Below are 25,378 nucleotides of genomic sequence, written 5' to 3' on the forward strand. Positions count from 1 at the left end.
TCAACCCCAGCGAAACAGCGGCAGCTGCAGTTGCAGCGCCCACCAGAAAACCACCACCGCGATCACGGACATGCCGAGCGACAGCACGAACGCCTGCTTGACCGTGTTCTTGCGGTCACCCAGGGCGGAGATGAAGACAATGGCGAAGGTCGCGGGCAGCAGGCCGCCATAGTGGCCCAGCAGCAGGAACGCGAGCGTGCCCAGCAGGATGCAGGCGCTGCCACGGAAGTCCGGCAGGCCATGCGCGTGGCCGTCGCCCGGCGCCGGCGGCGTGGCATCGCCGGAGCGCGCCGAGATGGCGATCAGGATCCCCGTCAATGCGAGCAGGCCGCCCAATGCCGCGGGGAAGAACCCGGGGCCCATGTGGCTGAGCGTTCCAATGTGATAGTCCGTACCACCGTAGATCGCCCCCAATCCGATAAGGACCATCAGCGCGCCGCCGTAATAGTCCTTTCTATTAATTGTTTTTTGCACTTCCATCCTCCTGAAGCAGGGCCGTGCGGGCCCCTGGGATGCCGCCCGGAACGAGCGCCACCCGGCCTTTTCAACAACAGGCCGGTTCGCAGGTTAAGGAAGGAACCTGCTAATCCGCTTTCTATGCGCTGTCGAGTCCCTGAATCCAGGGGTTATCCCTGATGGAAATTCGCGGGCTGCGCAATGAAGGCTAGGGAGAAAGAATGAAAGCTTTGGCGATTACTGGTCGCCGGTGAAGGCGACATCGGCGGGTCGGGGGTACTGCGACACGGTCGTGGCCAGGGGCAGCCACACGACGGACGCCAGGCCCACCCCGCCCTGCGCGTTGGGTTCGCCGTCGCGCAGCTCGATGTCGCCATCGTTGCGGCGGGCGTAGGCCCGCGCGATCGCCAGCCCCAGGCCGGAACCGGAAGACGTGACCGGCTTGTCGGTGCCGACCCGCTCGAAACGGGCGAAGGCGCGCGCGCGCAGGTCGGGATCGAGCCCCGGGCCATTGTCGGAGACGGAGACTTCGGCGCGATCGCCGGCCCGGCTGACCGAGACCGTGATGCGGGCGCCCACGGGCGCGTAGTGGATGGCGTTGTGCACCAGGTTGGACAGGGCCTCGTGCAGTTCGGCCTCGTTGCCGGAGACCGGCACGTCGATCTCTTGGCCCTGCTCGCCGGTGGCCTGCACCCAGCCCAGGTCCTGCTGTTTCTCGTGCGCCAGCGGCAGGTACTGCAACACCACTTCGCGCGAGACGGCGTTCAGGTCGAGCAACTGGCGCGGCACCTGGTCGGCCTGGTTGGCATGCGCCAGCGACAGCAACTGCTCGGTCAGCCGGCGGGTGCGGCCCAACTGGGCGACGATGGCGCGCAAGCCTTCCTGGGCGCGCGCCGGGTCGCGCTCGCGCAGGGCGTACTGGGCCTGGGTCAGCATGATGGCCAGCGGCGTGCGCAGCTGGTGCGAGGCGTCGGCCAGAAAGTGCGATTGCTCGTCCAGCACGCGGCGGTAGCGGGCGATGTGGTGGTTGACGGCGTCGACCAGCGGCGCCACTTCGCTCGGCACGCGCGAGGCGTCGAGCGGGGTCAGGTCCTCGGGCCGGCGGTTGCGGATGTCGGCGCGCAGCCGCCGCAGCGGCTTCAGGGCCCAGGACACGCCCCACCAGACCAGCAGCACGACCAGCGCCAGCATGCGGGCGTCGCGCAGGATTTCCTGGCGGCGGGCGCTGTCTTCGGCCTCGATGCGCTTGCCGGTGCTTTCGGCCACCAGCACCAGCACCTGGCGATGGGCGCCCTGGTAATACAGGTCGCGCACCAGCGACACCACCCGCACCGGGTCGTTGCGGTAGACCCCGTCGTAGAACACCGGCAGGCCATTGGAGCGCGGCCAGGTGGGCGGCCGCGGCAGTTCGGGCATCCCCAACAGGGTCTTGCCCTGCTCGGCCGGCACCGGCGACTCATCCGGCAGGGGCGGGTCGATCTGCTCGATGCGGAAATACTTGCGCAGCCCGGCGCGCGATTCCAGCATGACCTGGGCGTACAGCGGCGTGGCCACTTGCAGCGAGCCGTCGGGCGCGAACTCCAGGCTGCTCTCGAGCACGCGGGCGGGCTCGACCAGGGCGCTGTCGTAGGCCTCGTTGGTGATCTCGGACAGGGTGCGGTAGTCGTTCAGGCTGTCGATGACCAGCAGCGCCACCACGCCGGGCAGCAGCAGGATGATCAGCAGCGCGCGGATGCCGACCCGCGGCAACCCTGGGATCCGGAGGCTCACGAGGGGGTCAGGAGTCGGCGGCTTCGCTGGCCACGCTTTCCAGCATGTAGCCCAGGCCGCGCACGGTCACGATGCGCACGTCGCTGCCGGCCAGCTTCTTGCGCAGGCGGTGCAGCACCACCTCGATGGCGTCGGGGTTGGCTTCGCTGTCGTGGGTGAAGACCTTGCCGAACAGCTGCGACTTGTCCACCGGATAGCCGCTGCGCGTCAGCAGCGCGGCCAGGGCGGCGTGCTCGCGCGGGGTCAGGAACAGCAGGGAGCCGTCGAGCGTGAAGGCGCGGCTTTCGCTGTCGTAGGACAGCGAGCCGCATTGCAGGCGCGGGTGCTGGCGGCCGCGGCTGCGGCGCACCAGCGCAGTCAGGCGCGCTTCCAGTTCTTCGAGGGCGAACGGCTTGGTCAGGAAATCGTCTGCGCCCAGGTTCAGGCCGCGCACGCGGTCCTGCAAGGCGCCCTGGGCGGTCAGCAGCAGCACCGGGGTGCGGTCGTCGCGGTTGCGCATTTCGCGCAGCACCACCAGGCCATGCTTGTCGGGCAGGCGCAGGTCCATGACGATGGCGTCGTACTCGGTGCCCGCCATGAACGCTTCGGCCGTGCGGGCGTCGGCCGCGTGATCCGGCACGAACCCGCTCTGCGCGAGCGCGCGCATCAGCCAGGACGCCATGTCCCGTTCATCTTCAACCAATAATATGCGCATGACCGTCCGTTCCTTCGGGCAAGTTCTCTGCCGCCCGCTGCCCATGCACGCGCTGACGCAGGTAGCGGGTTTCGTGGTGACGCCGAAAGAGGATTGCCGACAACTCGTTCAACGCCTGGGTATAGACGTCCCGCTTGAACTCGATCACGGCATCCAGCGGCACCCAGTACTGGCTCCAGCGCCAGGCGTCGAATTCCGGATGCTGCGTCGCGCGCAGGCAAACGTCGCTGTCACGTCCCACCAGGCGCAACAAGAACCAAATCTGCTTTTGTCCTTTATAGTGGCCACGCCACTCACGCCGGACGAAGTGATCGGGCACGTTATAACGTAACCAATCGCGTGTACGCCCCAAAATACGGACATGCTCGGGCTTCAGGCCCACCTCTTCATGGAGCTCGCGATACATGGCCTGCACCGGGCTTTCGCCGTACTTGATGCCGCCCTGCGGGAACTGCCAGGCATGTTCCCTGATACGCTTGCCCCAAAAGACCTCGTTTCTGCTATTGACGAGAATGATGCCGACATTGGGGCGGTAGCCTTCGCGGTCAAGCATGGGCCACCCCCACCGAATTCAATACAATTACAGTCGATTATACGTATCTGCTGCCACCTTTAAACATGCGCGCATCCAACTACCACATCAACACCCTCAAAGAAGCCCCCTCCGAAGCGGAAGTCGCCAGCCACCAGCTCATGACCCGGGCCGGGATGATCCGCAAGCTGGCGGGCGGCATCTACACCTACATGCCCCTCGGCCTCAAGGTCATCCGCAAGGTCGAGGCCATCATCCGCGAGGAAATGAACGCCTCGGGCGCCATCGAACTGCTGATGCCGGTGGTCCAGCCGGCCGAGCTCTGGATGGAATCCGGCCGCTGGGAACAGTACGGCGCGGAACTGCTGCGCATCAAGGACCGGCACCAGCGCGATTTCGTGCTGCAGCCGACCTCGGAAGAGGTGATCACCGACATCGCCCGCAACGAGATCCACAGCTACCGCCAGCTGCCGGTCAACTTCTATCACATCCAGACCAAGTTCCGGGACGAGCGCCGTCCCCGCTTCGGCCTGATGCGCGGCCGTGAATTCACCATGAAGGACGCCTACTCCTTCGACCGCGACGAAGCCGGCGCCCAGAAGAGCTACGACACCATGTACGCCGCGTACATGCGCATTTTCGGCCGCCTGGGCCTGGAATTCCGCGCGGTGGCGGCCGATACCGGCTCCATCGGCGGCACCCGCAGCCATGAATTCCAGGTGATCGCCGACACCGGCGAAGACCTGCTGGTCTACAACGCCGACTCCGAGTACGCCGCCAACATCGAGCTGGCCGAGGCCCCCGGCCTGTACCCCACCCGCGGCGCGGCCACCCAGGCGATGGCCGACGTGGCCACCCCTGGCGCCGCCAAGTGCGAGGACGTGGCCCGCCTGCTGGGCCTGCCGCTGGAGCAGACAGTCAAGTCGATCGTGCTGGCCACCGACGGCGACAAGGGCAAGGTCGACATCTGGCTGCTGCTGCTGCGCGGCGACCACGAACTCAACGAAATCAAGGCCGCCAAGCTGCCGGGCCTGGCGGGCTTCCGCTTCGCCACCGAGACCGAGATCGTCGAGCACTTCGGCTGCAAGCCGGGCTACCTGGGCCCGGTCCGCACCGTGCGCCCGGTGCACGTCATCGCCGACCGCACCGTGGCCAACATGGCCGACTTCGTCTGCGGCGCCAACCGCGAGGATTTCCACATCCAGGGCGTGAACTGGGGCCGTGACCTGCCCGAGCCCGAGCTGGTGGCCGACCTGCGCAACGTGGTCGCCGGCGACCCGTCGCCGGATGGCAAGGGCACGCTGTCGATCCAACGCGGCATCGAAGTGGGACACGTTTTTTACCTGGGTAAAAAATACTCGGAAGCCCTCAAGGCCACCTTCCTGGACGAGACCGGCAAGCCGGCCGTGCTGGAAATGGGCTGCTACGGCATCGGCGTGACCCGCATCGTCGGCGCCGCCATCGAACAGAACCACGACGCCCGCGGCATCATCTGGCCGCGCGCCCTGGCGCCGTTCGAAGTGGTGATCTGCCCGGTCGGCTGGGGCAAAAGCGAAACCGTGCGTAACACCTCCCTGAAGCTGTACGAATCGCTGCTGGCGCGCGGCGTGGACGTCATCCTGGACGACCGCGATGCCCGCCCCGGCGTGATGTTTGCCGAGTGGGAATTGATCGGCGCGCCGCTCCGTGTAACAGTTGGAGAACGCGGCCTGAACGACGGTGTGGTGGAATTGCAGGCCCGTCGGGAAACCGAAGCGGCCAAGATTCCGGTAGAGTCCGCGCTTGAAGCCGTGCTGACGAAACTCGACACGCTGTAAACCCTAAAGTAACCACGGACTTTTCGCGTCCCGACCCGCATCATCGAAGCCCGCATCGTGACCGATCCGAAGTCCGCCGAATCCCGCCTGCAGGTCCGCGTCTACTATGAAGACACGGACGCGGGCGGGGTGGTTTTCTACGCCAACTACCTGAAATTCCTGGAACGCGCCCGCACCGAGTGGCTGCGCGACCTGGGAGTCAACCAATCCGGCCTGGCCGCCAGCGAGCAGCGCCTGTTCGTTGTCCGCTCGCTGGACATGTCCTACCGCAAGCCGGCCAGACTGGACGATTTGCTTACCATACGCAGCCGGGTCACACGACTGGGCCGCGCTTCGATACACTTCGCGCAGCGCGCAGAACGAGACGGGGAACTGCTTGCCGAAGGCAATATCCAAGTCTGCTGCGTCGATGCCGTCAACATGCGGCCGGTGGAACTGCCGGCCGACGTCCGCGCCAAACTGGAATCAATTCAGGAATAACCATGCAAGCCACCAACGACATGTCGTTGCTTTCGTTGATTTCGCACGCCAGCGTGCCGGTTCAGCTGATCATGCTGATGCTCCTGGGCATCTCGATCATGTCCTGGACCTACATCTTCGCCAAGCGGCTGGCCATCAAGCGCGCCCATGCCCAGACCCGCCGCTTCGAGGATGACTTCTGGTCCGGCGGCGACCTGTCGATGCTGCAGCAGGCCGTGGCCTCGCGCCGCGACGAGCAAGGCGCCCTGGCCCGCATCTTCGACGCCGGCATGACCGAATTCCTGAAGGCCCGCCGCGGCAACGCCAGCACTGACGCCACCGCCCTGCTCGACGGCCCGCGCCGCGCCATGCGCGCCGCCTACCAGCGCGAGATGGACTCGCTGGAATCGCACCTGAACTTCCTGGCCTCGGCCGGCTCGGTCTCGCCCTACATCGGCCTGCTCGGCACGGTCTGGGGCATCATGCACGCCTTCATCGGCCTGTCGAACATGCAGCAGGCCACGCTGGCTTCGGTGGCCCCCGGTATCGCCGAGGCGCTGATCGCCACCGCCATCGGCCTGTTCGCCGCCATCCCCGCGGTGGTCGCCTACAACCGCTTCACCAACGACATCGACCGCATCTCGATCCGTTTCGACAGCTTCGTCGATGAATTCCTGAACATTCTGCAACGGCAGGTGCGCTAATGCCCTCGGTAAGCTCGCGCGGCAGGTCCGGCCGCCGCATGAAGGCCGACATCAACGTGGTGCCCTACATCGACGTGATGCTGGTGCTGCTGGTCATCTTCATGGTGACTGCGCCGCTGATCACGCCTGGCCTGATCCAGCTGCCCTCGGTGGGCGCGGCATCCGACGTTCCGGTCAAGCCGCTGGAAGTCCAGATTTCGGAAGACGGCAAGATCGCGCTGCGCATGCGCGAACCCGGCGCCACCATGCAGGACATCGCCCGTCCCGAACTGGTGGCGCAAGTGCGCTCGCGCATCACCGCGGAAACCCCGGTGGTGATCGCGGCCGACGGCAAGGTGCCCTACGAGACGGTCGTGAAGGTCATGGACGAGCTGCGTACCAATGGCATCACCCGCCTGGGCCTGCTGGTGGACCAGTCCGCCGGCGGCAACCAGCCCGCCCCCGCGAAAAAACGCTAACGCGACGCCTTCCGCCGGCGCCGCCGGCCTGCAACGCTCATGACGCCACCCATCATTCGACACCACAGCGGCCCCCCGGCCACGCCGCCCAACAACGACAACCGGATCGCCCTGATCCTGGCGTTGCTGGTGCACGCGCTGCTGCTGGCCGTATTGATCTTCAACCTGAACTGGCGCACCGAAGCCCCGGGTCCGGTGGAAGTGCAGCTGTGGGCCGACGGCAATTCGCCCGTCTCGCCCCCGCCGCAACCCCAGCCCGAACCGCCCAAGCCCCAGCCCAAGCCGCAACCCCAGCCCGAACCCGAGCCGGAGAAGAAGCCCGAGCCGCCTCCGCCGCCGCCCAAGCCGGATCCGCAAGTCCAGCCCAAGCCTGACGAAGTGGATCCGGAAATCGCGCTGCAGGAAGCCAAGAAAAAGAAAGAGCAGGAAGAGCAGGCCCGCCAGGCCGCCGAGGCGGCCAAGGAAAAGGCGCGCCTGGAGGAAGAGCGCAAGCAGGCCGAGCTGAAGGAAAAGAAGCGCCTGGAGCAGGAACGCCAGGCCGCTGAAAAGGCGGCCGCCGACAAGGCCGCCGCGGAAAAAGCCGCGGCCGACAAGGCTGCCGCCGAGAAGAAGGCCAAGGAAGACGCCGCCAAGAAGGCGGCGGCGGAGAAAGCCGCCGCTGACAAAGCGGCAGCGGACAAGGCGGCCGCCGAGAAAGCCGCGGCTGACAAGGCCGCCGCCGAAAAGGCCGCTGCCGAGAAGAAGGCCAAGGAAGAAGCCGCCAAGAAGGCCGCGGCCGACAAGGCCCTGAAGGACGCGTTCCGCAACGACGCCCTCGGCGCTGCCGGCATCCCCGGCGGCACCGCCGACCGCAACCAGGCCGGCGGCGGCCGCGACAGCGGCTACGGCGCCAAGGTGCGCGCCTGCGTGCAGCCCGGCGTGGCCTACCCGCCGCCGCCGCGCAGCGGCTCGGACAATCCGACCGCCCAATACCGGGTACAGTTAGGTTCTGACGGGAAGGTTAACGGCGTCACGCTGACCAGCTCTTCCGGCAACCCAGGCTTCGACCGCGCGGTCGAGACCGGCATCCGCCGTTGCAACCCCTTCCCCAAGCCCTCGACCGGCCGCTACGAGCCCATCATTGACGTTGTGTACAGAATGTATGATTGACAGGAGATTGCTGATTATGACTCCCGCCCATAGCCGACGAGCTTCCCCCCTCGTTCTCTGGCGATCGTATGGATTCGGCCTGTTGCTGCTGGCGCTTGCCTGCCTGATGGCCATCAAGCCCGCCCAGGCCCAGCTGCGTGTCGATATTTCCGGCACCGGCGCCACCCAATATCCCGTCGCCATCGCCGATTTCGCGGTGGATGACGCCCATGGCCGCGCCCTGGCCGAAGTGATCCGCGCCGACCTGACCCGCACCGGCCAGTTCCGCCTCATCAGCGCCGCCGGCTCGGGCCTGAACGTCGACTCGCCCATCGCCCATGACGACTGGCGCGCCAAGGGCGCCGACTTCATCGCCTATGGCAGCATCGTGCGCGGCAACGACGGCCGCTACGACGTCCGCTACCGCCTGGCCGACACGGTCAAGAAGGGCCAGCTGGACGGCGTCGCGTTCTCCGGCACCGAGCAGGAACTGCGCCGCGTCGCCCACCAGATCGCCGACCGCATCTATGAAAAGATCACCGGCGTGCGCGGCGTGTTCTCGACCCGCATCGCCTACGTGCTCAAGCAAGGCGCCACCTACGAGCTGCAAGTGGCCGACGCCGACGGGCAGAATCCCCAGGTCGCCCTGCGCTCGCGCGAGCCGATCATCTCGCCCGCCTGGTCGCCCGATGGCTCCAAGCTGGCGTACGTGAGCTTCGAATCCGGCAAGCCGGTGGTGTACGTGCACACGCTGGCCACCAGCGCCCGCGTGCCGGTCGCCAACTTCAAGGGCAACAACAGCGCCCCCGGCTGGTCGCCCGACGGCACCCAGCTGGCCGTGGCCCTGACGCGTGACGGTCTGTCGCAAATTTACATCGTTAGCGCGGCCGGCGGCTCGAATATGAAGCGAGTTACGCGTTCTCCCGGGATTGACACCGAGCCGAGCTTTACGCCGGACGGCCGTTCCATTATCTTTACCAGTGACCGCAGCGGCGGGCCGCAAATTTATCAAACCGGCCTGGACGGTGGCGATGCTCGCCGCCTCACGTTTAATGGTGGTTACAACATCTCACCCCGAATTTCCCCCGATGGATCGACGCTGCTGTACGTTGCAAGACGCGACGGCGCGTTCCGAATCGCATCGTTGAACCTGTCCTCCGGCTCGGAGAACTTGTTGACCGATGGTCGTGACGATCAGTCGCCAAGCTTCGCGCCGAACGGCATGCAAGTCCTCTACGCCGCGATCCAAAACGGACGTAGCGTGCTTGCAGGCGTTTCGAGTGATGGCCGCGTACGGCAGACGCTTTCGGTACTGAACGGGGAAATACGTGAACCGACTTGGGGCCCATTTACCCGATAACACGTGTGACTCTCTTTGCAAAGGAACTATCATGAAGTCGCGCATTGCCAAAAGCCTAACCATCGCCGCTCTGGCCGCCACCCTGGCAGCTTGCAGCTCCGTCCCTCTCGACGATAAAGCGGGTCAGGGCGGAGGCGCTGGCCAAGGATCGGCCTCCGGCCAGATCCTTGATCCCTTCAACCCCCAAAGCATCCTGGCGCAACAGCGCTCGGTATACTTTGACTTCGACAGCTACACGGTGTCCGATCAGTACCGCGGCCTGGTGGAAACCCACGCCCGTTACCTGGCTTCGCACCAGCAGCAGAAAATCAAGATCGAAGGCAACACCGACGAACGCGGCGGCGCCGAATACAACCTGGCCCTGGGCCAGCGCCGTGCCGACGCCGTGCGTCGCATGATGACCCTGCTGGGCGTCAGCGACAACCAGATCGAAACCATCAGCTTCGGTAAAGAAAAGCCGAAGGCGACTGGCTCGTCGGAAGCCGACTTTGCGGAAAACCGCCGCGCCGATATCGTTTATCAGCGCTAAGCTTTTCGTATAGTTAAGTGCCCCACCACGCGTCGGGACGGTCTACCGGCCGTCCCGACGTTTGTTTTTATCCCCCGGGAATTTTCATGCGCGATAACGTTCTGTCCCTGCGTCCCTTGATGGCGGCCACCGGCCTGGTGCTGGCAGCCCTGACGGCGCCCGCCCACGCTTTCTCAGATGACGAGGCCCGCAAGGCCATCCTGGATTTGCGCCAGCAGGTGCAGCAACAGAACGAGCAGAGCCAACGCGCCAAGCTGCAACTGGCCGACCAGATCCAGGCGCTGCAACAGGAAGTCGCGCAACTGCGCGACCAGCTGGAACTGGTGTCGCGCCAGCAGCCCAGCGCCAACAAGCCGGGCGGCACCGCGGGAGGCGCCAACCCGCCGGGCGCGACCGCCGGCGATCCGCAGGAACAGGCCGCCTACGACGGCGCCATCGACCTGTTCCGCAAGGGCCAATACAAGGAGGCGTCCGAATCGCTGGCCGCCTTCACCGCGCTCTACCCCGCCAGCCAGCTCGCGCCCAGCGCCCAGTTCTACCTGGGCAGCAGCCGCTATGCGCTGAAGGACTTCAAGGGCGCCATCGAGCAGCTGAACGCCATGGTGCAGAAGGCCCCCGACAACGCCCGCGCCCCCGACGCCCTGCTGGTCATCGCCGGCAGCCAGATCGAGATGAACAACCGCGCCGGCGCCAAGACCACGCTGCAGCGCATCGTCCGCGACTACCCGACCACGCCGGCCGCCAACACGGCCAAGAGCCGCCTGCAACTGCTGCAGTAATGGCGGAAGCCGCCTCCGCGGTCGCCGCCTATCGGCACATCCTGCGCCGCCGCGCAGGGCTCATCGCCCTGCTGCTGGCGGCGATTTGCATTGGGCTGCTGCTCGATTTCACGCTCGGCCCTTCGGGACTGGGCTGGGGCGAGCTGTGGCGCACGCTGAGCGCGCCGGCGTCGGCCGATCCGACGCTGCGCGTCATCGTCTGGGACATCCGGCTGCCCTACGCCCTGATGGCCGCGCTGGTCGGCATGGCGCTGGGCCTGGCGGGCGCCGAGATGCAGACCATCCTGAACAATCCCCTGGCCAGCCCGTTCACGCTGGGCGTGTCGTCGGCGGCCGCCTTCGGCGCGTCGCTGGCCATCGTGCTGCACCTGGGCCTGCCCGGCGTGCCGGACGGCTGGCTGATCGCCGGCAACGCCTTCCTGTTCGCCATGCTGGCGGCCCTGCTGCTGGACGGCGTGGCGCGCCGCGGCGGCATGAACAGCTCGGGCGTGGTGCTGTTCGGCATCGCCATGGTGTTCACCTTCAACGCGCTGGTGTCGCTGGTGCAGTTCACCGCCAGCGCCGAGGCCTTGCAGAACCTGGTGTTCTGGACCATGGGCAGCCTGGCGCGCTCGAGCTGGACCACCGTGGCCGCGCTGGGGCTGGCGTTCGCCGTGGCGCTGCCGCTGGCCATGCGCCAATCCTGGAAGCTGACCGCCCTGCGGCTGGGCGAGGAACGCGCGGCCAGCTTCGGCGTGGACGTGCGCCGGGTGCGGGTGACGGCGCTGGCGCGCGTCAGCCTGCTGTCGGCGTTGGCGGTGGCGTTCGTTGGCACCATCGGTTTCATCGGCCTGATCGCGCCGCATATCGCCCGCCGCCTGGTGGGCGAGGACCATCGCTTCTTCCTGCCGGGCAGCGCCCTGGTGGGCGGCGTCATCCTGTCGCTGGCGTCGGTCGCGTCCAAGAACCTCGCGCCGGGCGTCATCGTGCCGGTGGGGATCGTCACCTCGCTGATCGGCATTCCGTTCTTCGTGGCGGTGGTGCTGCGCCGGAACATGCCATGAGCGCGGCGCCGACGCTGGCCGTCTCGGCCCTCACCGCCGGCTATGGCGGCCAGGACGTGCTGCACGGCCTGTCGCTGCCGCCCCTGGGCGCGGGCGAGGTCACGGCCCTGCTGGGCCCCAACGGCAGCGGCAAATCGACATTGCTCAAGGCCCTGGCGGGCCTGGTGAAGGTGCGCGCCGGCCACGCCCTGCTCGACGGCAAGGACCTGGTGCGGATGGATTTCGCGGCGCGCGCGCGCCACCTGGTCTACCTGCCGCAGAGCCTGCCGGCCGCCGTGCACCTGAGGGTGTTCGAATCAGTGCTGGTGGCGGCCCGCGCCAGCGAAGCCGACGGACCGCCGGCGGATCTGCACGAGATCGACCGACTGCTGGCGCGGCTGGGCATCGGCCATCTGGCGCTGTCCTACCTGGACGCGCTGTCCGGCGGCCAGAAACAGCTGGTGGGACTGGCGCAGGCGCTGGTGCGGCGGCCGCGCGTGCTGCTGCTGGACGAGCCGCTGTCGGCGCTGGACCTGAACTACCAGTTCCATGTGATGCGGCTGCTGAAGCAGGAAACCGCCGATCACGGGCTGATCACGGTGATCGTGCTGCACGACCTGAACGTGGCGCTGCAGCACGCCGACCGGGCGGTGATGATCCATGGCGGCAGACTGGTCGCCGCGGGCGCGCCGGCCGAGGTCATCACGCCCGCCTCGCTGGCCGCCGTGTACGGCGTGCACGGCCGGGTCGAGGCCTGCTCGCGCGGACGGCTGCAGGTGCTGATCGACGACCTGGAAGCCGATCCGCACTGACACCGCCGCGCCATCCGCGCGGCAAGACGCGGGACGGCCCGGGCGACGCTAGGCGCGCTGCGCCACGTCGGCGACCGGCGCGCCGGTCATGGCGGCCAATTGCTGCGGCGTCAGGTTGAACACGGCGTGCGGGTGCCCCGCCGCCGCCCACAGGCTGTCGTACTGGAACAGATCCTGGTCGAGCAGCATCACGGGCTTGACCGCGTGGCCGATGGGGCAGACGCCGCCGATGGCGTAGCCGGTCATGTCGCGCACGAACTTGGCGTCGGCCTTGGCCAGCGCGCCGACCTGTTCGGCGACCTTGGCCTCGTCGACGCGGTTGATGCCGCTGGCGATGACCAGCACCGGCGCGTCGTCCGCGGCGCGGCGGAAGATGATCGACTTGGCGATCTGCGCCACCTCGCAGCCCAGCCCCGCCGCGGCTTCCGCCGAGGTCTTGCCGGTCTGCGGCAGCACCACCACCGGCTTGTCGTGGCCCAGATCGGCCAGCAGGCGGGCAACGCGCCGGGCGGACTCGGGAAGATCGGCGGGCGTGGCGAGGGACATCTGGCGACTCCGTTCAAGACAAAAAGATCGGGTCACGAGTTTATCAGCCCGGCCATGCCCCCGCGGCGGGCGCGGGCGCATGGCTGCCGCGTGGGCGAACCGGCTAGAATGCCCGCCTGGCTTTCCGACCCCGACCCGATGCGTTCCGAACCCGTCCTGCCCCTGCAAACCGCCGATATCGGCGGTTACGCCATGTCCTACACCGAATACGGTGAGGGCGCGCCCCTGGTGCTGGTGCACGGTTCGCTGTCGGACTGTCGCTACTGGAAATCGCAGATGGCGCCGCTGGGGCGTTCGTTCCGGGTGCTGGCGGTGTGCCTGCGGCGCTACTGGCCGGAAACCTGGGACGGGGAAGGCGACGGTTTCTCGGTGGCGCAGCATGGCGCCGACGTGCTGGCCTTCATCGACCAGGTGGCGGGCGAGCCCGCCCACGTGGTGGGCCACTCGCGCGGCGGCCGCGTGGCGCTGGAAGCGGCGCTGGCCCGCCCCGATGCCCTGCGCAGCCTGACGCTGGCCGACCCCGGTCTGCCGCTGCCCGGCGGCGACGACGCCCGTGGCGGCTTTCGCCAGCGGGCGCTCGAACTGATCCGCGACGGCGCCGTGGAAGAAGGCCTGGCGCTGTTCGTGGACACGGTGACCGGACCGGACACCTGGCAACGCATGGTGCCCTGGTTCAAGGAAATGGTGCGCGACAACGCCGGCACGCTGTTCGGCCAGGCCCGCGAGACCCCGGCCTCGCTGAGTCCGCAAGAGATCGCCTCGCTGACCCTGCCGACGCTGCTGATCGGCGGCGCGTTGAGCCCCGATCCCTACCCCGCCGTGCTCGACGCGCTGGAAAGCTGGCTGCCGCAATCGCAGCGGGTGAACATCGCCGGCTCGTCGCACGGCATGAACCTGGGCAATCCGCGCGCCTTCAACGGCGCCATCGAATCGTTCCTGCGCGGCTGAGCCGCGCGCGCCGTCAGGGTTCGACCGACGGCGTGTGCTTGAGGCGCTTGAGCACGAAAGTCGAGCGGCTGTGCCGCACACCGGGCAGCTTGTAGAGCCGCTTGCGCAGGAACTCCTCATAGCCTTCGGTGCCAGCCACGGCGACCTTGATGAGGTAGTCGTATTCGCCCGTCACCAGGAACGCCTCCACCACTTGCGGCAGCCGCGTGATCGCCTCGCCGAAGCGCGCCAGCGTGTCGTCGTCGTGGTGCTCGAGCGTGACCTCGATCATGACCGTGTCGGGCAGGCCCAGCGCCTTCTGGTTCAACAGAGCCGCGTAGCCCTCGATCACGCCCGCGTCCTCCAGCGCCTTGACCCGGTTCCAGCAGGGCGTGGGCGACAGGCCGACCTGCTCGGCCAGCTTCAGGTTGGTGAGGCGGCCGTCGGCGCGCAGGGCGCGCAGGATCTTGCGGTCGGTTTCGTCGATTTTGGGTGGCGTGGACACGGCGGAAAATCCGTAAAAGAGAATATCCCTGCAAAACCCGATTCTAGAGGATATATATTCCTTCAATACCGCCAAATTGGCGGGAATCAGGAAACCTATTTTCCCGACCCGGCCGTAGACTTTCCATCAAGACGGGCATTACCCCGCCCGTCGGATCCAGCGCCCGCGCCGTGGCACAACCCGGCGCCGACGCCGGTGTAGTCCACCGCAGTGTGCCGCGCGCCGATCCGCGCGGCGGGAAATCATGTCTCACGCAGCAGCAGTACCCGCAAGAACCGGCCTGGGCCTGTCCGGCACCGCCATGCTCCTGGCCGCGCCGGCGCTCTTCGCCTCCAACATGGTGGCCGCCCGCTGGGCCCACGACGCCGCCCTTCCCCCCGTTTTCCTGGCCTTCGGCCGCTGGCTGATCGCCTTCCTGATCCTGTTGCCGCTGGCCGCGCCGGCCTTGCTGCGGCATCGCCAGGCGCTGTGGCGCGGCCTGCCCACGCTGCTGCCGCTGGCGGTGCTGGGCATGGGCGTGGCGGTGGCGCCGCAGTACATCGGCGCCCAGAGCACCAGCGCCACCAACATCGCCCTGATCTTCTCGTGCAGTCCGATCCTGGTGGCGCTGCTGGAGGCGCTGATCTGGCGCAAGCCCCTGCCGCCCCTGCGCGCCGCCGGCCTGGCGCTGGCGCTGGGCGGCGTGCTGGTGGTGCTGACGCGGGGCGACGCCTCGGTGCTGGCGCGGCTGGCGTTCGGCCAAGGCGACCTGTGGGTGCTGCTGGCGGCCACCGGCTGGGCCTTCTATACGGTGCTGCAGAAGCGCCTGACGCTGCCGGCGGTGCCCGATGGCGCACGGCTGGCCGCGATGATGCTGGGCGGCGCGATCGCGCTGGCGCCGTTCGCGGGCATCGAGGCCGCCGCCGGCGCCACCCCGCCCTGGACCGATCCGCGGCTGGCGGCGGTGCTGCTGTTCCTGGCGGTGGTGCCCAGCCTGGGCGCGTATTACGTCTACGGCCGCCTGATCAGCCGCGCCGGTCCCGCCACCGCGGGCCTGTCGATGTTCCTGGTGCCGGTGTATGCCGCGCTGCTGGCCTGGCCGCTGCTGGGCGAGGCGCCGCAACTGTTCCATGCCTACGGCTTCGTGATGATCCTGCTGGGCGTGAAGCTGGCGTCCTCGCGCATGCGGGCGACGACGGCCGGGGCCGCCGCGCCGGCATGAAGCACACGTAGCGCCGACATGAAAAAAGGGCCACCCGCACGGGTGGCCCTTGTTCCGAGCCGATCGGAATTCAGCGGCCCGAACCCTGGGCCGCGATCACTTCCTGCGCCACCTGGCGCGGCGCTTCGGCGTAGTGCTTGAACTCCATCGTGTAGGTGGCGCGGCCCTGCGTCAGCGAACGCAGCGAGGTGGAGTAGCCGAACATCTCGGCCAGCGGCACCTCGGCCCGCACCACCTTGCCGCCGCCCCCGGCGATGTCTTCCATGCCCTGCACCATGCCGCGGCGCGACGACAGGTCGCCCATGACGTTGCCGGTGAAGTCCTCGGGCGTTTCCACCTCGACCTGCATCATCGGTTCCAGCAGCACCGGATCGGCGCGCCGCATGCCTTCCTTGAAGGCCATCGAGCCGGCCATCTTGAAGGCGTTTTCGTTCGAGTCCACGTCGTGGTACGAACCGAAGAACAGCGTCACCTTGACGTCGACCACCGGATAGCCCGCCAGCACGCCGGCGTTGAGCGATTCGCGGATGCCCTTGTCCACCGCCGGGATGAACTCGCGCGGCACCACGCCGCCCTTGATGGCGTCGACGAATTCGTAGCCCTTGCCCGGTTCCTGCGGCTCGAGCTTGAGCACCACGTGGCCGTACTGGCCGCGGCCGCCCGACTGCTTGACGAACTTGCCTTCGACTTCGTCACAGGTCTTGCGGATGGTCTCGCGGTAGGCGACCTGCGGCTTGCCCACCGTGGCCTCGACGCCGAACTCGCGCTTCATGCGGTCGACCAGGATTTCCAGGTGCAACTCGCCCATGCCGGAGATGATGGTCTGGCCGGATTCCTCGTCGGTGCGCACGCGGAACGAGGGGTCTTCCTGCGCCAGCCGGCCCAGGGCGATGCCCATCTTCTCCTGGTCGGCCTTGGTCTTGGGCTCGACCGCCTGCGAGATGACGGGCTCGGGGAACACCATGCGCTCCAGCACGATGACGTGCGAGGGATCGGTCAGCGTGTCGCCGGTGGTGACGTCCTTGACGCCCACCGCGGCGGCGATGTCGCCGGCGTAGACCTCGGTGATCTCGCGCCGTTCATTGGCGTGCATCTGCAGGATGCGACCCAGGCGTTCTTTCTTTTCCTTGACCGGGTTGTAGACCGAGTCGCCGGATTTGACCACGCCCGAGTAGACTCGGAAGAACACCAGCTGGCCCACGAACGGGTCGGTCATGATCTTGAAGGCCAGCGCCGAGAACGGTTCCTTGTCGGTGGGATGGCGCTCGATTTCGCGGTCGCGCTCGTCGTGGCCCTTGATGGCGGGCACGTCGACCGGCGACGGCAGGTAGTCGATGACCGCGTCCAGCATGGCCTGCACGCCCTTGTTCTTGAAGGCGCTGCCGCACAGCATGGGCACGATCTCGTTGGCGACCGTGCGCTGGCGCAGGCCCTGCTTGATCTCGGCCTCGGTCAGCGCGTCGCCGCCCAGGTATTTCTCCAGCAGCGTCTCGTTGGCCTCGGCGGCCTTCTCGACCATCTTGTCGTGCCATTCCTGCGCCTGCGCCTGCAGCGCCGGCGGAATGTCGCGGTACTCGAAACGCACGCCCTGGCTGGCATCGTCCCAGATGATGGCCTTCATCTTGACCAGGTCGATCACGCCCTCGAAGCCGTCCTCGGCGCCCACCGGCAGCTGCACCGGCACGGCATCGCCCTTCAGACGCTCGGTGATCTGGCGCTGCACGCGCAGGAAGTCGGCGCCGACGCGGTCCATCTTGTTGACGAAGGCCAGCCGCGGCACGCGGTACTTGTTGGCCTGGCGCCAGACGGTCTCGGATTGCGGCTGCACGCCACCGACCGCGTCATAGACCATGACGGCGCCGTCCAGCACGCGCATGGAGCGTTCGACCTCGATGGTGAAGTCGACGTGGCCCGGCGTGTCGATGATGTTGATGCGGTGTTCGGGATAGTTGCCGCCCATGCCCTTCCAGAAGGCGGTGGTGGCGGCGGACGTGATCGTAATGCCGCGTTCCTGTTCCTGCTCCATCCAGTCCATCACGGCGGCGCCGTTGTGCACTTCGCCGATCTTGTGGGTGATACCGGTATAGAAGAGGATGCGCTCGGTGGTCGTCGTCTTGCCCGCGTCGATGTGGGCGCTGATGCCGATGTTCCGGTATAGCTCGATAGGCGTCTTGCGAGTCATGGCCTCGTTCCTTGCAGTAATCACCAGGAATGGGCGGCAGGTCCGACCGGATACTGCCGCGGCGGGCGCCATGCCGCGTTGAGAGGTGTGCTCGGGTGTTGCAAAACCGCGCCCGCACTTATCCGTAAATATTACGCGCCGCGAGCCGGTTTACAAGCTTTAGCCATAAGCGCCATAGGGGATGGCGCGGGCAAGAAAAAGCCCCTCGGCGGGAGGGGCTGGGCACGGCATTGGCGCCGGCGGGCCTGACAGCGGCCTGACTCAGGCCGCGCGGGCCGGGATTACTTCTTTTCTTCCTTGACGCGGTACACCAGCACGGCGGTGCTGGCCAGCGACAGCACCTTGGCGGTGACGCTGCCCAGCAGCAGGCGCGACAGGCCGCTGCGGCCGTGGCTGCCGATGAAGATCAGGTCGCAACCCGCGTCGGCGGCGGCCTGGACGATGCCGTCGGCCACGTTGAAGTTGGACACGGCGCGCGCCTCGGACTTCACGCCGGCGGTGTCGGCGCGGTCGGTGATCTGCTTGAGGTACTTGTCGGCCTGCTCGGCCGAGGCCTTTTCGTAGTCTTCGTCGGTGATGGCGTAGGCCGCGGCCATGCCGTCGAAACCGATGGTGGCGGCGAACGGCTGCGTCACGTAGAGGGCGACGACGTCAGCGCCCACCGAGCGCGCGAAGGAAATGCCGGCGTTGGCGGCTTGGGCCGACAGCGGCGAGCCGTCGGTGGGAATCAGGATCTTCTTGAACATCTTGCCTGCTCCTGTTTGAGAGGAAGCTCCATGCTACCGGAAACCCGCCAGGTTCACATCAAGCGAACCTGGGGTCCTTGATGCGCGTCAACCCAGCTGCTGGGCGGCGGCGAACAGATTGGTGCAGCGGGTGCCGGTGCGGCAGTACGCCAGCACCGGGCCCGGCAGGGTGCGCAGCAGTTCGGCGAAGCGGACCACGTCGGCCGCGGTCATGGCGCTGCCGACGACCGGCTGGTATTCGATTTTCAGACCGGCGGCGGCGGCGGCCTTGGAGACGTCGGCGGCGGTCGGCTGGTCGGGGCCGCCCTCGAAGTCGGGACGGTTGATGATGACGCTCTTGTAGCCGGCGGCGGCCACGTCGGCCATGTCGTCGGGACCCAGTTGCGGGGCGACGGCGAAGTTCTCGGTGAGGGGCTTGATCGGTGCGGACATGGCGATTCCTTGATGGGGGTGACTGCGTATTATTGTAGGAGCCGTTTCAGGCGAAAAGTTTTTCCAGCAGATTCCAGACGCCGCGGTCATCGACCATCGGCACCGAAAACCGCAACATGGTCGACGGCCCCTGCGACGGCGAGAACAGCGTGCCGGGCGCCAGCAGCATGCCCTGGTCGGCGGCGGCGCGGGCCAGCACCTCGCTGTCGCGCCCGCAATCGGCCCACACGAACATGCCCGCCTGCGGTTCGTGCCGGATCGTCAGGCCGAGCTTCTGCAGGCCCTTCAGGCAGCGCTGGCGGGCCTCGTCCACCCGCAGCCGCACGCGCTCGATATGGCGCCGGTACTGCCCTTCCATCAGCACCCGGTGCACCACCCGCTCGCCCAGCTCGGGCGAGGTCAGCCCGGCCAGCATTTTCAGGTCGGCCAGTTTCTGCAGGATGTCAGGATTGGCGGCCAGGTAGCCGACGCGCAGGCTGGCCGCCAGCATCTTGGAATAGCCGCTGACCAGGATGACGCGGTTGAGCCGGTCCAGCACCGCCAGCTTCATGGCGCCGCCCGGATGCAGCTCGCCGTAGGTGTCGTCTTCCACCACCATGAAGTCGTGGCGCTCGGCGATGCGCAGGATGTCGTAGGCGGCGCCGGCCGACAGGGTGTGGCCGGTGGGGTTGTGGACCGCGCTGTTGATGATGAACAGTTTCGGCTTGTGCTGCGCCGCCAGTTGCTCGAGCAAGGCGGTGTCGGGGCCGTCGGGGCCGCGCGGCACGCCGATCAGCCGGGCGCCGAAGGCGGCCAGGCGGCCGAAGATGACGAACCAGGCCGGATCCTCGACCAGCACGGTATCGCCCGGCTGCACCAGCAGGCGGGCGATCAGGTCCAGCGCGTGGGTGACGCCGTTGGTGGTGAGCAGGTTGCGCTCGGGATGGGCCGGCACGCCGTCGCTCTGCAGCGAGGCGGCGATCTGCTGGCGCAGCGGCGAAAACCCCTGCGGATGGCCATAGGACACGAGATGGCCGCGCACCGAGCGGCCCACGGCGCGCACCGCGCCCGCCACCATTTCAGGATCGAGCCAGTCGGCCGGCAGCAGGCCGGCGCCGCCCGGCATGCCGGGGCCGCCCCCCTCGCGGAACATACTGCGCAGCAGCCAGGCGATATCGACCCGCGCCGGCGGCGTGAAATTCTGCGTCGACGCCGGCACGGCGACCGGGGCCAGTGGCCCGCTGCGGGCGCGCACGAAAAAGCCGGCGCCGCGCCGCGACTGCACCAGGCCGCGCGCCACCAGCCGGTCGTAGGCTTCCACCACCGTGAAGCGGCTGACGCCGGACTGTTCGGCCATCTTGCGGATGGACGGCAGCCGGGTGCCGGGGCGCAGCCCCTGTTCGTCGATGCGCCGGGCCAGGCCGTCGGCCAATTGCGCCACCAGCGTGGCGTCGGCCTGGCGCACGGGCTGCCAGGGCATGGAAGGCGAAGCAACTGTCATGGGGATTTCACCAGGCCAGTGGTTGAAGTGACATGTATAAGTGTACCGGTACTGTACCGATAACTATGCGTAGAGTGACAGCAATGGCATCAGCCCGCAAGCCCCGCGGACCGCCCCCATTTTTCGACGCCCCGCCATGAACCGCTCCGTGCCGTATCCCGCCCTCCAGGCCGCCCCCGCCGCGTCGCCCTGGGAAGGCTACGGCTACGGCTTCCTGGGGGTGCTGGTGTTTTCGCTGACGCTGCCGATGACGCGCGTGGCGGTGACCGAACTGCCGCCGCTGCTGGTGGGCCTGGGACGCGCCCTGCTGGCCGCGGTGCCGGCCCTGGCGCTGCTGTGGCTGACCCGCAGCCGCCGGCCCGCGCGCGCCGAATGGCCGGGCGTGATCCTGGCCGCGCTGGGCATCGTGGTCGGCTGGCCGCTGGCCTCGTCGCTGGCGATGCAGACCGTGGCGTCGTCGCACGGCGCGGTGTTCAACGGCCTGCTGCCCCTGTCGACCGCCGTGTTCGCGGCCTGGCGCAGCGGTGAACGGCCCTCGCCCGCTTTCTGGGCCTGGGCCGCGGTGGGCGCCTTGCTGGTGGCGGCGTTCGCCTTGCGCGAGGGCCACGGCGCGCTGTCGATCGGCGATTTCTGGCTGCTGCTGGCGGTGCTGCTGGGCGGTCTGGGTTATGCCGAGGGCGCCCGCGCCGCGCGCACCCTGGGCGGCTGGCGCACCATCTGCTGGGCGCTGGTGATCAGCGCGCCGGTGCTGGCCGCGCCGGTGGGCTGGATGGCCGCGCAACAGCCCGGCTGGCCGCGCGCGGACGTGGTCGCGGCCTGCGCCTACCTGGCGTTCGGTTCGATGTTCCTGGGATTTTTCGCCTGGTATCGCGGCCTGGCCGCGGGCGGCATCGCCCGGGTCGGGCAGATTCAATTGCTGCAGCCGTTCCTGACGGTGCTGGCCGCAGCCCTGTTTTTCGACGAAGCGGTGGACCCGGGCACCTACCTGTTCGCCGCCGCCGTCATCGTGGTCATCGCCGGCGGACGCCGCGCGATCATTGGAGTCAAGAAATGACGTTGTTCCCCGCCAGCCTGGCCGATGTGCCGCTCGCTTCCCTGTCCTTGCTGGGTCCCCTGGCGCTGTTCGCCCTGGTCAGTTCGATCACGCCCGGGCCGAACAACGTCATGCTGGCCGCGTCCGGCCTGAACTTCGGCTTCCGCCGCAGCATGCCACACCTGCTGGGCGTGAACCTCGGCTTCACGCTGATGATCTTCCTGGTGGGCGTGGGGCTGGGATCGGTGTTCCAGCAGGTGCCGCAGCTGTACACCGTGCTCAAGTACGTGGGCGCCGCCTACCTGCTGTACCTGGCCTGGAAGATCGCCAACTCGGGCGGCATGGAGGATGGCGCCGTCAGCGGCAAGCCGATGACCTTCCTGCAGGCGGCCGCGTTCCAGTGGGTCAACCCCAAGGCCTGGGTGATGGCGGTCGGCGTGATCGCCACCTACACGCCGCAAGCCGGCTTCTTCGCCAACCTGGTCATCGCCACGGTGGTGTGCGGCATCGTCAACCTGCCCAGCATCGGCATCTGGGTCACGTTCGGCACCGCCCTGCGGCGCGTGCTGCACAAGCCCTGGGCGATCCGCGCCTTCAACATCAGCATGGCCCTGCTGCTGGTGGCCTCGCTGTATCCGGTGGCGCTGGAGGCCTTGCACTGACGCGGCCGGATCAGGCCAGCAGCGCGACCACCACGGCGGGCGTGACCAGCACGTTGAACAGCCCCGCCATCACCATCACCAGCCCGGCCACCGCGCCCTCTTCGGCCGCCAGCTCGCGGGCCTTGGCGGTGCCGGCGCCATGCGCGCCCATGCCGAACAGGGCGCCGCGCGCCAGGGCCGAGCGCAGCGGCAGCCAGCGGCGCATGCACTGGCCGATGGCCGCGCCGAACACCCCGGTGACGATGACGAACACCGCGGTCAGGTCCGGCGCGCCGCCGACGTGCGACGACACCGCCACCGCGAACGGCGTGGCCACCGAGCGCGGCAACAGGCTCAGCCGCAGATCCGGCGGCAGGTCCAGCAGGCTGCCTAGCGACCAGGCGCTGAGACCGGCGATGGCGCTGCCGACCACCACGCCCGCCGCCAGCACCGGCCAGTAGCGGCGGATCAGCGCGCGCTGCTCGTACAACGGCAGCGCAAACGCGACGATCACCGGCCCCAGCATCATCATCAGCCAGTGCGAGCCGGACATGTAGTCGCGGTAGCCGGTGTGCAGCAGCAGCGCCAGCATCAGCAGCAGGGCCGGCGCCACCACCAGCGTGGACGTCCACCAGTACGCATAGCGGCGGTAGAACAGGCGCGCGCAGACATAGGCCAGCACGGTGGCCAGCGGCCAGAACAGCAGATTGAATTCAGCCCGCATGGCGGTTCATCCAGCGGTAGCAAAGGTCGATCGTCAGCGCCGTGCCGGCCATGACCAGCGCGGTGCCCAGCAGGATCACGACCAGCAGCTTGGCGCCCAGCACGCCCAGGAATTCGCGATGGTCCAGCAGCGACATCACCGCGGGCACGAAGAACAGCAGCATTTCGCCCAGCAGCCAGCTGGCGCCGCGATGCACGTTGCGCACCCGCAGCAGGCCCGAGGCCAGCAGCGCCAGCACCAGCGCCATGCCGATGACACCGCCCGGCACTGGCAGGCCGGCCGCGTTGGCCAGCATCTGGCCCAACAGGGAGAACAGGGTGATAAGGACGATCTGCAGCAAACGGCTGCGGCGCAGCAGGCTGCGCAGGAGGACGGGATAGCGAGGGCGAGACATGGGGAGGGATTCCAGCGGATGGAACCGTTTTACGCCTGCCCGCGTCATAGATAAAATGAATTTGTCGAATCCAACCCATTCCAATCAGGCATAACCATGGATCTGCGGCCCTTGCGCGCATTGGTGGAGGTGGTCCGCCAGGGCGGTTTTTCCCAGGCGGCCAAAGCCGTATTCGCCACCCAGCCCACGGTCAGCAAGGCCGTACGCCAGCTGGAGGACGAAATCGGCATGCCCCTGCTCGACCGCCAGGCGCAGCCGCCGCGGCTGACCGAGGCCGGCGAAATCGTTTACCGGCGCGCGGTCAAGATGTTGGCCGAACGCGACGATCTGTACGCCGAGCTGGACGAGCTGCGCGGCCTGAAGCGCGGCGTGTTGCGGCTGGGCCTGCCGCCGCTGGGCAGCAATGCGCTGTTCGCGCCGATGTTCGCGCGCTTTCGCAGCCGCTATCCGCAGATCGAGATCAGCCTGCTCGAACATGGCGGCCACCGCCTGGAGGAAATGGTGATGGCCGGCGAGATCGAGCTGGCCGCCTCGCTGCGTCCGGAATCCGGCGAACTCGACTGGCAGCCGGTGGCGCGCGAGCCGCTGATCGCGCTGCTGCCCGCCGACCATGCCGGCGCGCGGGACGCCACCATCGGCCTGCAGCAACTGCGCGACGCGCCCTTCATCCTGTTCGAGCGCGGCTTCGCGCTCAATCGCGTCATCCTGGACGCCTGCCAGCGGGCCGGCTTCGCCCCGGCGATCGCCGCCCGCAGCGGCCAGATCGACTTCATCGTGGCGCTGGTCATGGCAGGCATGGGCGTGGCCTTCCTGCCGCGCCTGAAGGCCAACGAGGAACGGCACGCAGGCGTGGCGCGGGTGCCGCTGCGCGATTCCGGCACGGACTGGGAGATGGGCCTGGTGTGGCGCCGCGGCGGCTATCTGTCGCACGCCGCCCAGGCCTGGCTGGCGCTGGCGCGCGAGATGCATCCGGATACCGCTTGACGCGAGCCGCCTACACCCGCCGTTGTATGCTGGCGCCGGAACCGTGCCCGTCGGCGCGGGTCATATCCTCCATGCCCGCCCTGCCCCGCCCCACCCTGCGCCGCCTGATCGGCGCCGCCGTGCTCGCCGCCGCCAGCGTGGTCGGCTGCTCGCAGCTCGACTCCTGGCAGCGCCAGACCATCTTCTCGCCCCAGTCCGAGCCGCAGACCTGGTGGCGCGAACCGGCCCAGGGCACCCAGGTCTACGATCTGGCGCTGGCCAACGGCGACAAGGTGCGCGCCTGGTACTGGCAAAGCCCGCAAGCCAACGCGCCCACCGTGCTGTATCTGCACGGCGCGCGCTGGAACCTCAATGGCAGCGCCTTCCGCATCGACGGCTGGACCCGCAAGGGCTATTCGATCCTGGCCATCGACTACCGCGGCTTCGGCGCCTCGACGCCGCGCCTGCCGTCCGAATCCAGCGCGCTCGAAGACGCCATGGCCGGCCTGAAGGAACTGGCCCGCCTGCAACCGGATCCGGCGCGCCGCTTCGTCTATGGCCACAGCCTGGGCGGCGCCATCGCCATCGACCTGGCCGCGCGGCCGGGCCAGCCCGACTTCGCCGGCCTGATCGTGGAATCCAGCTTCACCAGCATCAGCGCCATGCTGGCCACCATGAAGTGGGGCCGCGTGCCCGGCGCCAGCCTGCTGGTGACGCAGCCGTTCGACTCGGTCGACAAGGTGGCCGCCATGCACACGCCGATGCTGTTCATGCACGGCACCGCCGACCGCGTGGTGCCGCACACCATGAGCGACGAACTCTACGCCGCCGCGCGCAGCGTGGCGCCCGACCTGAAGCGGCTGGTCAAGATCGAGGGCGCGACCCATTCGGGCGCGTTCCGCAGCGGCGAACAGTACGACGCCGCCGTCAAGGCCTTCATCCAGGACGCCAGCCGCGCGTATCGCCGCAAGGCCGGCTGACGCGGCAGGCCCGCGTCGTCATCGCCTTATTCAACCCATTACGTCTTTCCCCGGGGGAAAACCCGCTCTCGGGAAACTCCCATATCAAAATATCTTATAAATAT

28 protein-coding genes are annotated in these 25,378 nt (G+C 68.0%); 16 read left to right on the forward strand and 12 right to left on the reverse strand.

Translation table 11 applies throughout. From position 1 onward, the window contains the following. The 4 genes from H0523_RS13180 to H0523_RS13195 all read right to left on the reverse strand — a co-directional run bounded on the left by H0523_RS13180 (position 1) and on the right by H0523_RS13195 (position 3,473). On the reverse strand, positions 1-480 hold the full coding sequence (locus tag H0523_RS13180) for a tripartite tricarboxylate transporter TctB family protein (protein WP_035359983.1): 480 nt from the start codon (positions 478-480) through the stop codon (positions 1-3). 213 nt (positions 481-693) lie between these two features. Then, positions 694-2,226: a sensor histidine kinase gene (locus tag H0523_RS13185; protein ID WP_231689811.1), complete on the reverse strand. Its 1,533-nt coding sequence runs from the start codon at positions 2,224-2,226 to the stop codon at positions 694-696. 7 nt (positions 2,227-2,233) lie between these two features. Continuing rightward, positions 2,234-2,920, reverse strand: coding sequence for a response regulator (locus H0523_RS13190; RefSeq protein WP_020925157.1), 687 nt, complete (start codon positions 2,918-2,920; stop codon positions 2,234-2,236). Further along, a complete protein-coding gene (locus H0523_RS13195; RefSeq protein WP_006392918.1) occupies positions 2,901-3,473 on the reverse strand; it encodes an RNA pyrophosphohydrolase in 573 nt (190 codons plus the stop codon). Before H0523_RS13195 ends, H0523_RS13190 begins: the two co-directional genes overlap by 20 nt. Positions 3,474-3,538: 65 nt before the next feature. Between H0523_RS13195 and H0523_RS13200 the strand changes: the two genes are divergently transcribed. From H0523_RS13200 to H0523_RS13245, 10 genes are all read left to right on the forward strand, one after another. Beyond that, entirely contained in the window at positions 3,539-5,269 is a 1,731-nt protein-coding gene (locus H0523_RS13200; RefSeq protein WP_054432691.1) for a proline--tRNA ligase, read from the forward strand. A 57-nt stretch (positions 5,270-5,326) separates the two neighbouring features. Beyond that, positions 5,327-5,749 carry a tol-pal system-associated acyl-CoA thioesterase gene (gene ybgC, locus H0523_RS13205; protein WP_054432692.1) on the forward strand — a complete coding sequence of 141 codons (423 nt, stop codon included), beginning with the start codon at positions 5,327-5,329 and terminating at the stop codon, positions 5,747-5,749. Positions 5,750-5,751: 2 nt separating this feature from the next. Next, positions 5,752-6,432, forward strand: coding sequence for a protein TolQ (gene tolQ, locus H0523_RS13210; RefSeq protein WP_054432693.1), 681 nt, complete (start codon positions 5,752-5,754; stop codon positions 6,430-6,432). Next, positions 6,432-6,890 (forward strand): ExbD/TolR family protein, encoded by a 459-nt coding sequence (locus H0523_RS13215; RefSeq protein ID WP_006388741.1) that lies wholly within the window; start codon positions 6,432-6,434, stop codon positions 6,888-6,890. Before tolQ ends, H0523_RS13215 begins: the two co-directional genes overlap by 1 nt. Positions 6,891-6,929: 39 nt before the next feature. After that, positions 6,930-8,039 (forward strand): cell envelope integrity protein TolA, encoded by a 1,110-nt coding sequence (gene tolA, locus H0523_RS13220; protein ID WP_054432694.1) that lies wholly within the window; start codon positions 6,930-6,932, stop codon positions 8,037-8,039. 16 nt (positions 8,040-8,055) lie between these two features. Beyond that, complete coding sequence (tolB, locus tag H0523_RS13225) at positions 8,056-9,378, forward strand: Tol-Pal system beta propeller repeat protein TolB (protein ID WP_054432695.1); 1,323 nt, start codon at positions 8,056-8,058, stop codon at positions 9,376-9,378. 31 nt (positions 9,379-9,409) lie between these two features. Next, positions 9,410-9,907, forward strand: coding sequence for a peptidoglycan-associated lipoprotein Pal (gene pal / locus H0523_RS13230; protein WP_054432696.1), 498 nt, complete (start codon positions 9,410-9,412; stop codon positions 9,905-9,907). A gap of 86 nt (positions 9,908-9,993) precedes the next feature. Further along, complete coding sequence (ybgF, locus tag H0523_RS13235; protein WP_054432697.1) at positions 9,994-10,686, forward strand: tol-pal system protein YbgF; 693 nt, start codon at positions 9,994-9,996, stop codon at positions 10,684-10,686. Beyond that, a complete protein-coding gene (locus H0523_RS13240) occupies positions 10,686-11,729 on the forward strand; it encodes a FecCD family ABC transporter permease (protein WP_054432698.1) in 1,044 nt (347 codons plus the stop codon). Before ybgF ends, H0523_RS13240 begins: the two co-directional genes overlap by 1 nt. After that, positions 11,726-12,520 (forward strand): ABC transporter ATP-binding protein, encoded by a 795-nt coding sequence (locus H0523_RS13245; RefSeq protein ID WP_054432699.1) that lies wholly within the window; start codon positions 11,726-11,728, stop codon positions 12,518-12,520. Before H0523_RS13240 ends, H0523_RS13245 begins: the two co-directional genes overlap by 4 nt. 48 nt (positions 12,521-12,568) lie before the next feature. On the opposite strand, the gene H0523_RS13250 is transcribed toward H0523_RS13245, so the two are convergent. Further along, the gene (locus H0523_RS13250) at positions 12,569-13,066 is read right to left on the reverse strand and encodes a YbaK/EbsC family protein (protein WP_054432700.1); all 498 of its coding nucleotides are present in this window, start codon (positions 13,064-13,066) and stop codon (positions 12,569-12,571) included. 138 nt (positions 13,067-13,204) lie between these two features. Here H0523_RS13250 and H0523_RS13255 point away from each other — a divergent pair, with 138 nt between their 5' ends. After that, positions 13,205-14,014, forward strand: coding sequence for an alpha/beta fold hydrolase (locus H0523_RS13255; RefSeq protein ID WP_054432701.1), 810 nt, complete (start codon positions 13,205-13,207; stop codon positions 14,012-14,014). 13 nt (positions 14,015-14,027) lie between these two features. On the opposite strand, the gene H0523_RS13260 is transcribed toward H0523_RS13255, so the two are convergent. Beyond that, on the reverse strand, positions 14,028-14,498 hold the full coding sequence (locus H0523_RS13260) for an Lrp/AsnC family transcriptional regulator (RefSeq protein ID WP_054416331.1): 471 nt from the start codon (positions 14,496-14,498) through the stop codon (positions 14,028-14,030). 244 nt (positions 14,499-14,742) lie between these two features. On the opposite strand from H0523_RS13260, the gene H0523_RS13265 reads away from it, so the two are divergent. Beyond that, a complete protein-coding gene (locus tag H0523_RS13265; RefSeq protein ID WP_231689810.1) occupies positions 14,743-15,699 on the forward strand; it encodes a DMT family transporter in 957 nt (318 codons plus the stop codon). 70 nt (positions 15,700-15,769) lie between these two features. Here the strand turns inward: H0523_RS13265 and fusA are convergent, their stop codons facing one another. The 4 genes from fusA to H0523_RS13285 all read right to left on the reverse strand — a co-directional run bounded on the left by fusA (position 15,770) and on the right by H0523_RS13285 (position 20,539). Further along, positions 15,770-17,881 carry an elongation factor G gene (gene fusA, locus H0523_RS13270; protein WP_054432703.1) on the reverse strand — a complete coding sequence of 704 codons (2,112 nt, stop codon included), beginning with the start codon at positions 17,879-17,881 and terminating at the stop codon, positions 15,770-15,772. A 281-nt stretch (positions 17,882-18,162) separates the two neighbouring features. After that, the gene (locus H0523_RS13275) at positions 18,163-18,627 is read right to left on the reverse strand and encodes a universal stress protein (RefSeq protein WP_006388728.1); all 465 of its coding nucleotides are present in this window, start codon (positions 18,625-18,627) and stop codon (positions 18,163-18,165) included. Positions 18,628-18,714: 87 nt separating this feature from the next. Further along, positions 18,715-19,059 (reverse strand): protein tyrosine phosphatase family protein, encoded by a 345-nt coding sequence (locus H0523_RS13280; RefSeq protein WP_025137488.1) that lies wholly within the window; start codon positions 19,057-19,059, stop codon positions 18,715-18,717. 46 nt (positions 19,060-19,105) lie between these two features. Next, positions 19,106-20,539, reverse strand: coding sequence for an aminotransferase-like domain-containing protein (locus tag H0523_RS13285; RefSeq protein ID WP_054432704.1), 1,434 nt, complete (start codon positions 20,537-20,539; stop codon positions 19,106-19,108). A 136-nt stretch (positions 20,540-20,675) separates the two neighbouring features. Between H0523_RS13285 and H0523_RS13290 the strand changes: the two genes are divergently transcribed. Continuing rightward, positions 20,676-21,593 (forward strand): DMT family transporter, encoded by a 918-nt coding sequence (locus H0523_RS13290; protein ID WP_054432705.1) that lies wholly within the window; start codon positions 20,676-20,678, stop codon positions 21,591-21,593. Next, positions 21,590-22,234, forward strand: a complete 645-nt coding sequence (locus H0523_RS13295) for a LysE family translocator (RefSeq protein WP_054432706.1) — start codon at positions 21,590-21,592, stop codon at positions 22,232-22,234. Before H0523_RS13290 ends, H0523_RS13295 begins: the two co-directional genes overlap by 4 nt. A gap of 10 nt (positions 22,235-22,244) precedes the next feature. Here H0523_RS13295 and H0523_RS13300 read toward each other — a convergent pair whose 3' ends face one another. Beyond that, on the reverse strand, positions 22,245-22,937 hold the full coding sequence (locus tag H0523_RS13300; protein ID WP_054432707.1) for an LrgB family protein: 693 nt from the start codon (positions 22,935-22,937) through the stop codon (positions 22,245-22,247). Then, entirely contained in the window at positions 22,927-23,331 is a 405-nt protein-coding gene (locus H0523_RS13305; protein WP_054432708.1) for a CidA/LrgA family protein, read from the reverse strand. The genes H0523_RS13300 and H0523_RS13305 overlap by 11 nt, the downstream gene beginning before the upstream one ends. Positions 23,332-23,427: 96 nt before the next feature. Between H0523_RS13305 and H0523_RS13310 the strand changes: the two genes are divergently transcribed. Beyond that, entirely contained in the window at positions 23,428-24,315 is an 888-nt protein-coding gene (locus tag H0523_RS13310) for a LysR family transcriptional regulator (RefSeq protein WP_054432709.1), read from the forward strand. Between the two features lie 71 nt (positions 24,316-24,386). Continuing rightward, entirely contained in the window at positions 24,387-25,274 is an 888-nt protein-coding gene (locus tag H0523_RS13315; protein ID WP_054432710.1) for an alpha/beta hydrolase, read from the forward strand. Positions 25,275-25,378 lie beyond the last annotated feature (104 nt).

The organism is Achromobacter insuavis (assembly GCF_902859645.1).
GTDB classification, from domain to species: Bacteria; Pseudomonadota; Gammaproteobacteria; order Burkholderiales; family Burkholderiaceae_B; genus Achromobacter; species Achromobacter insuavis.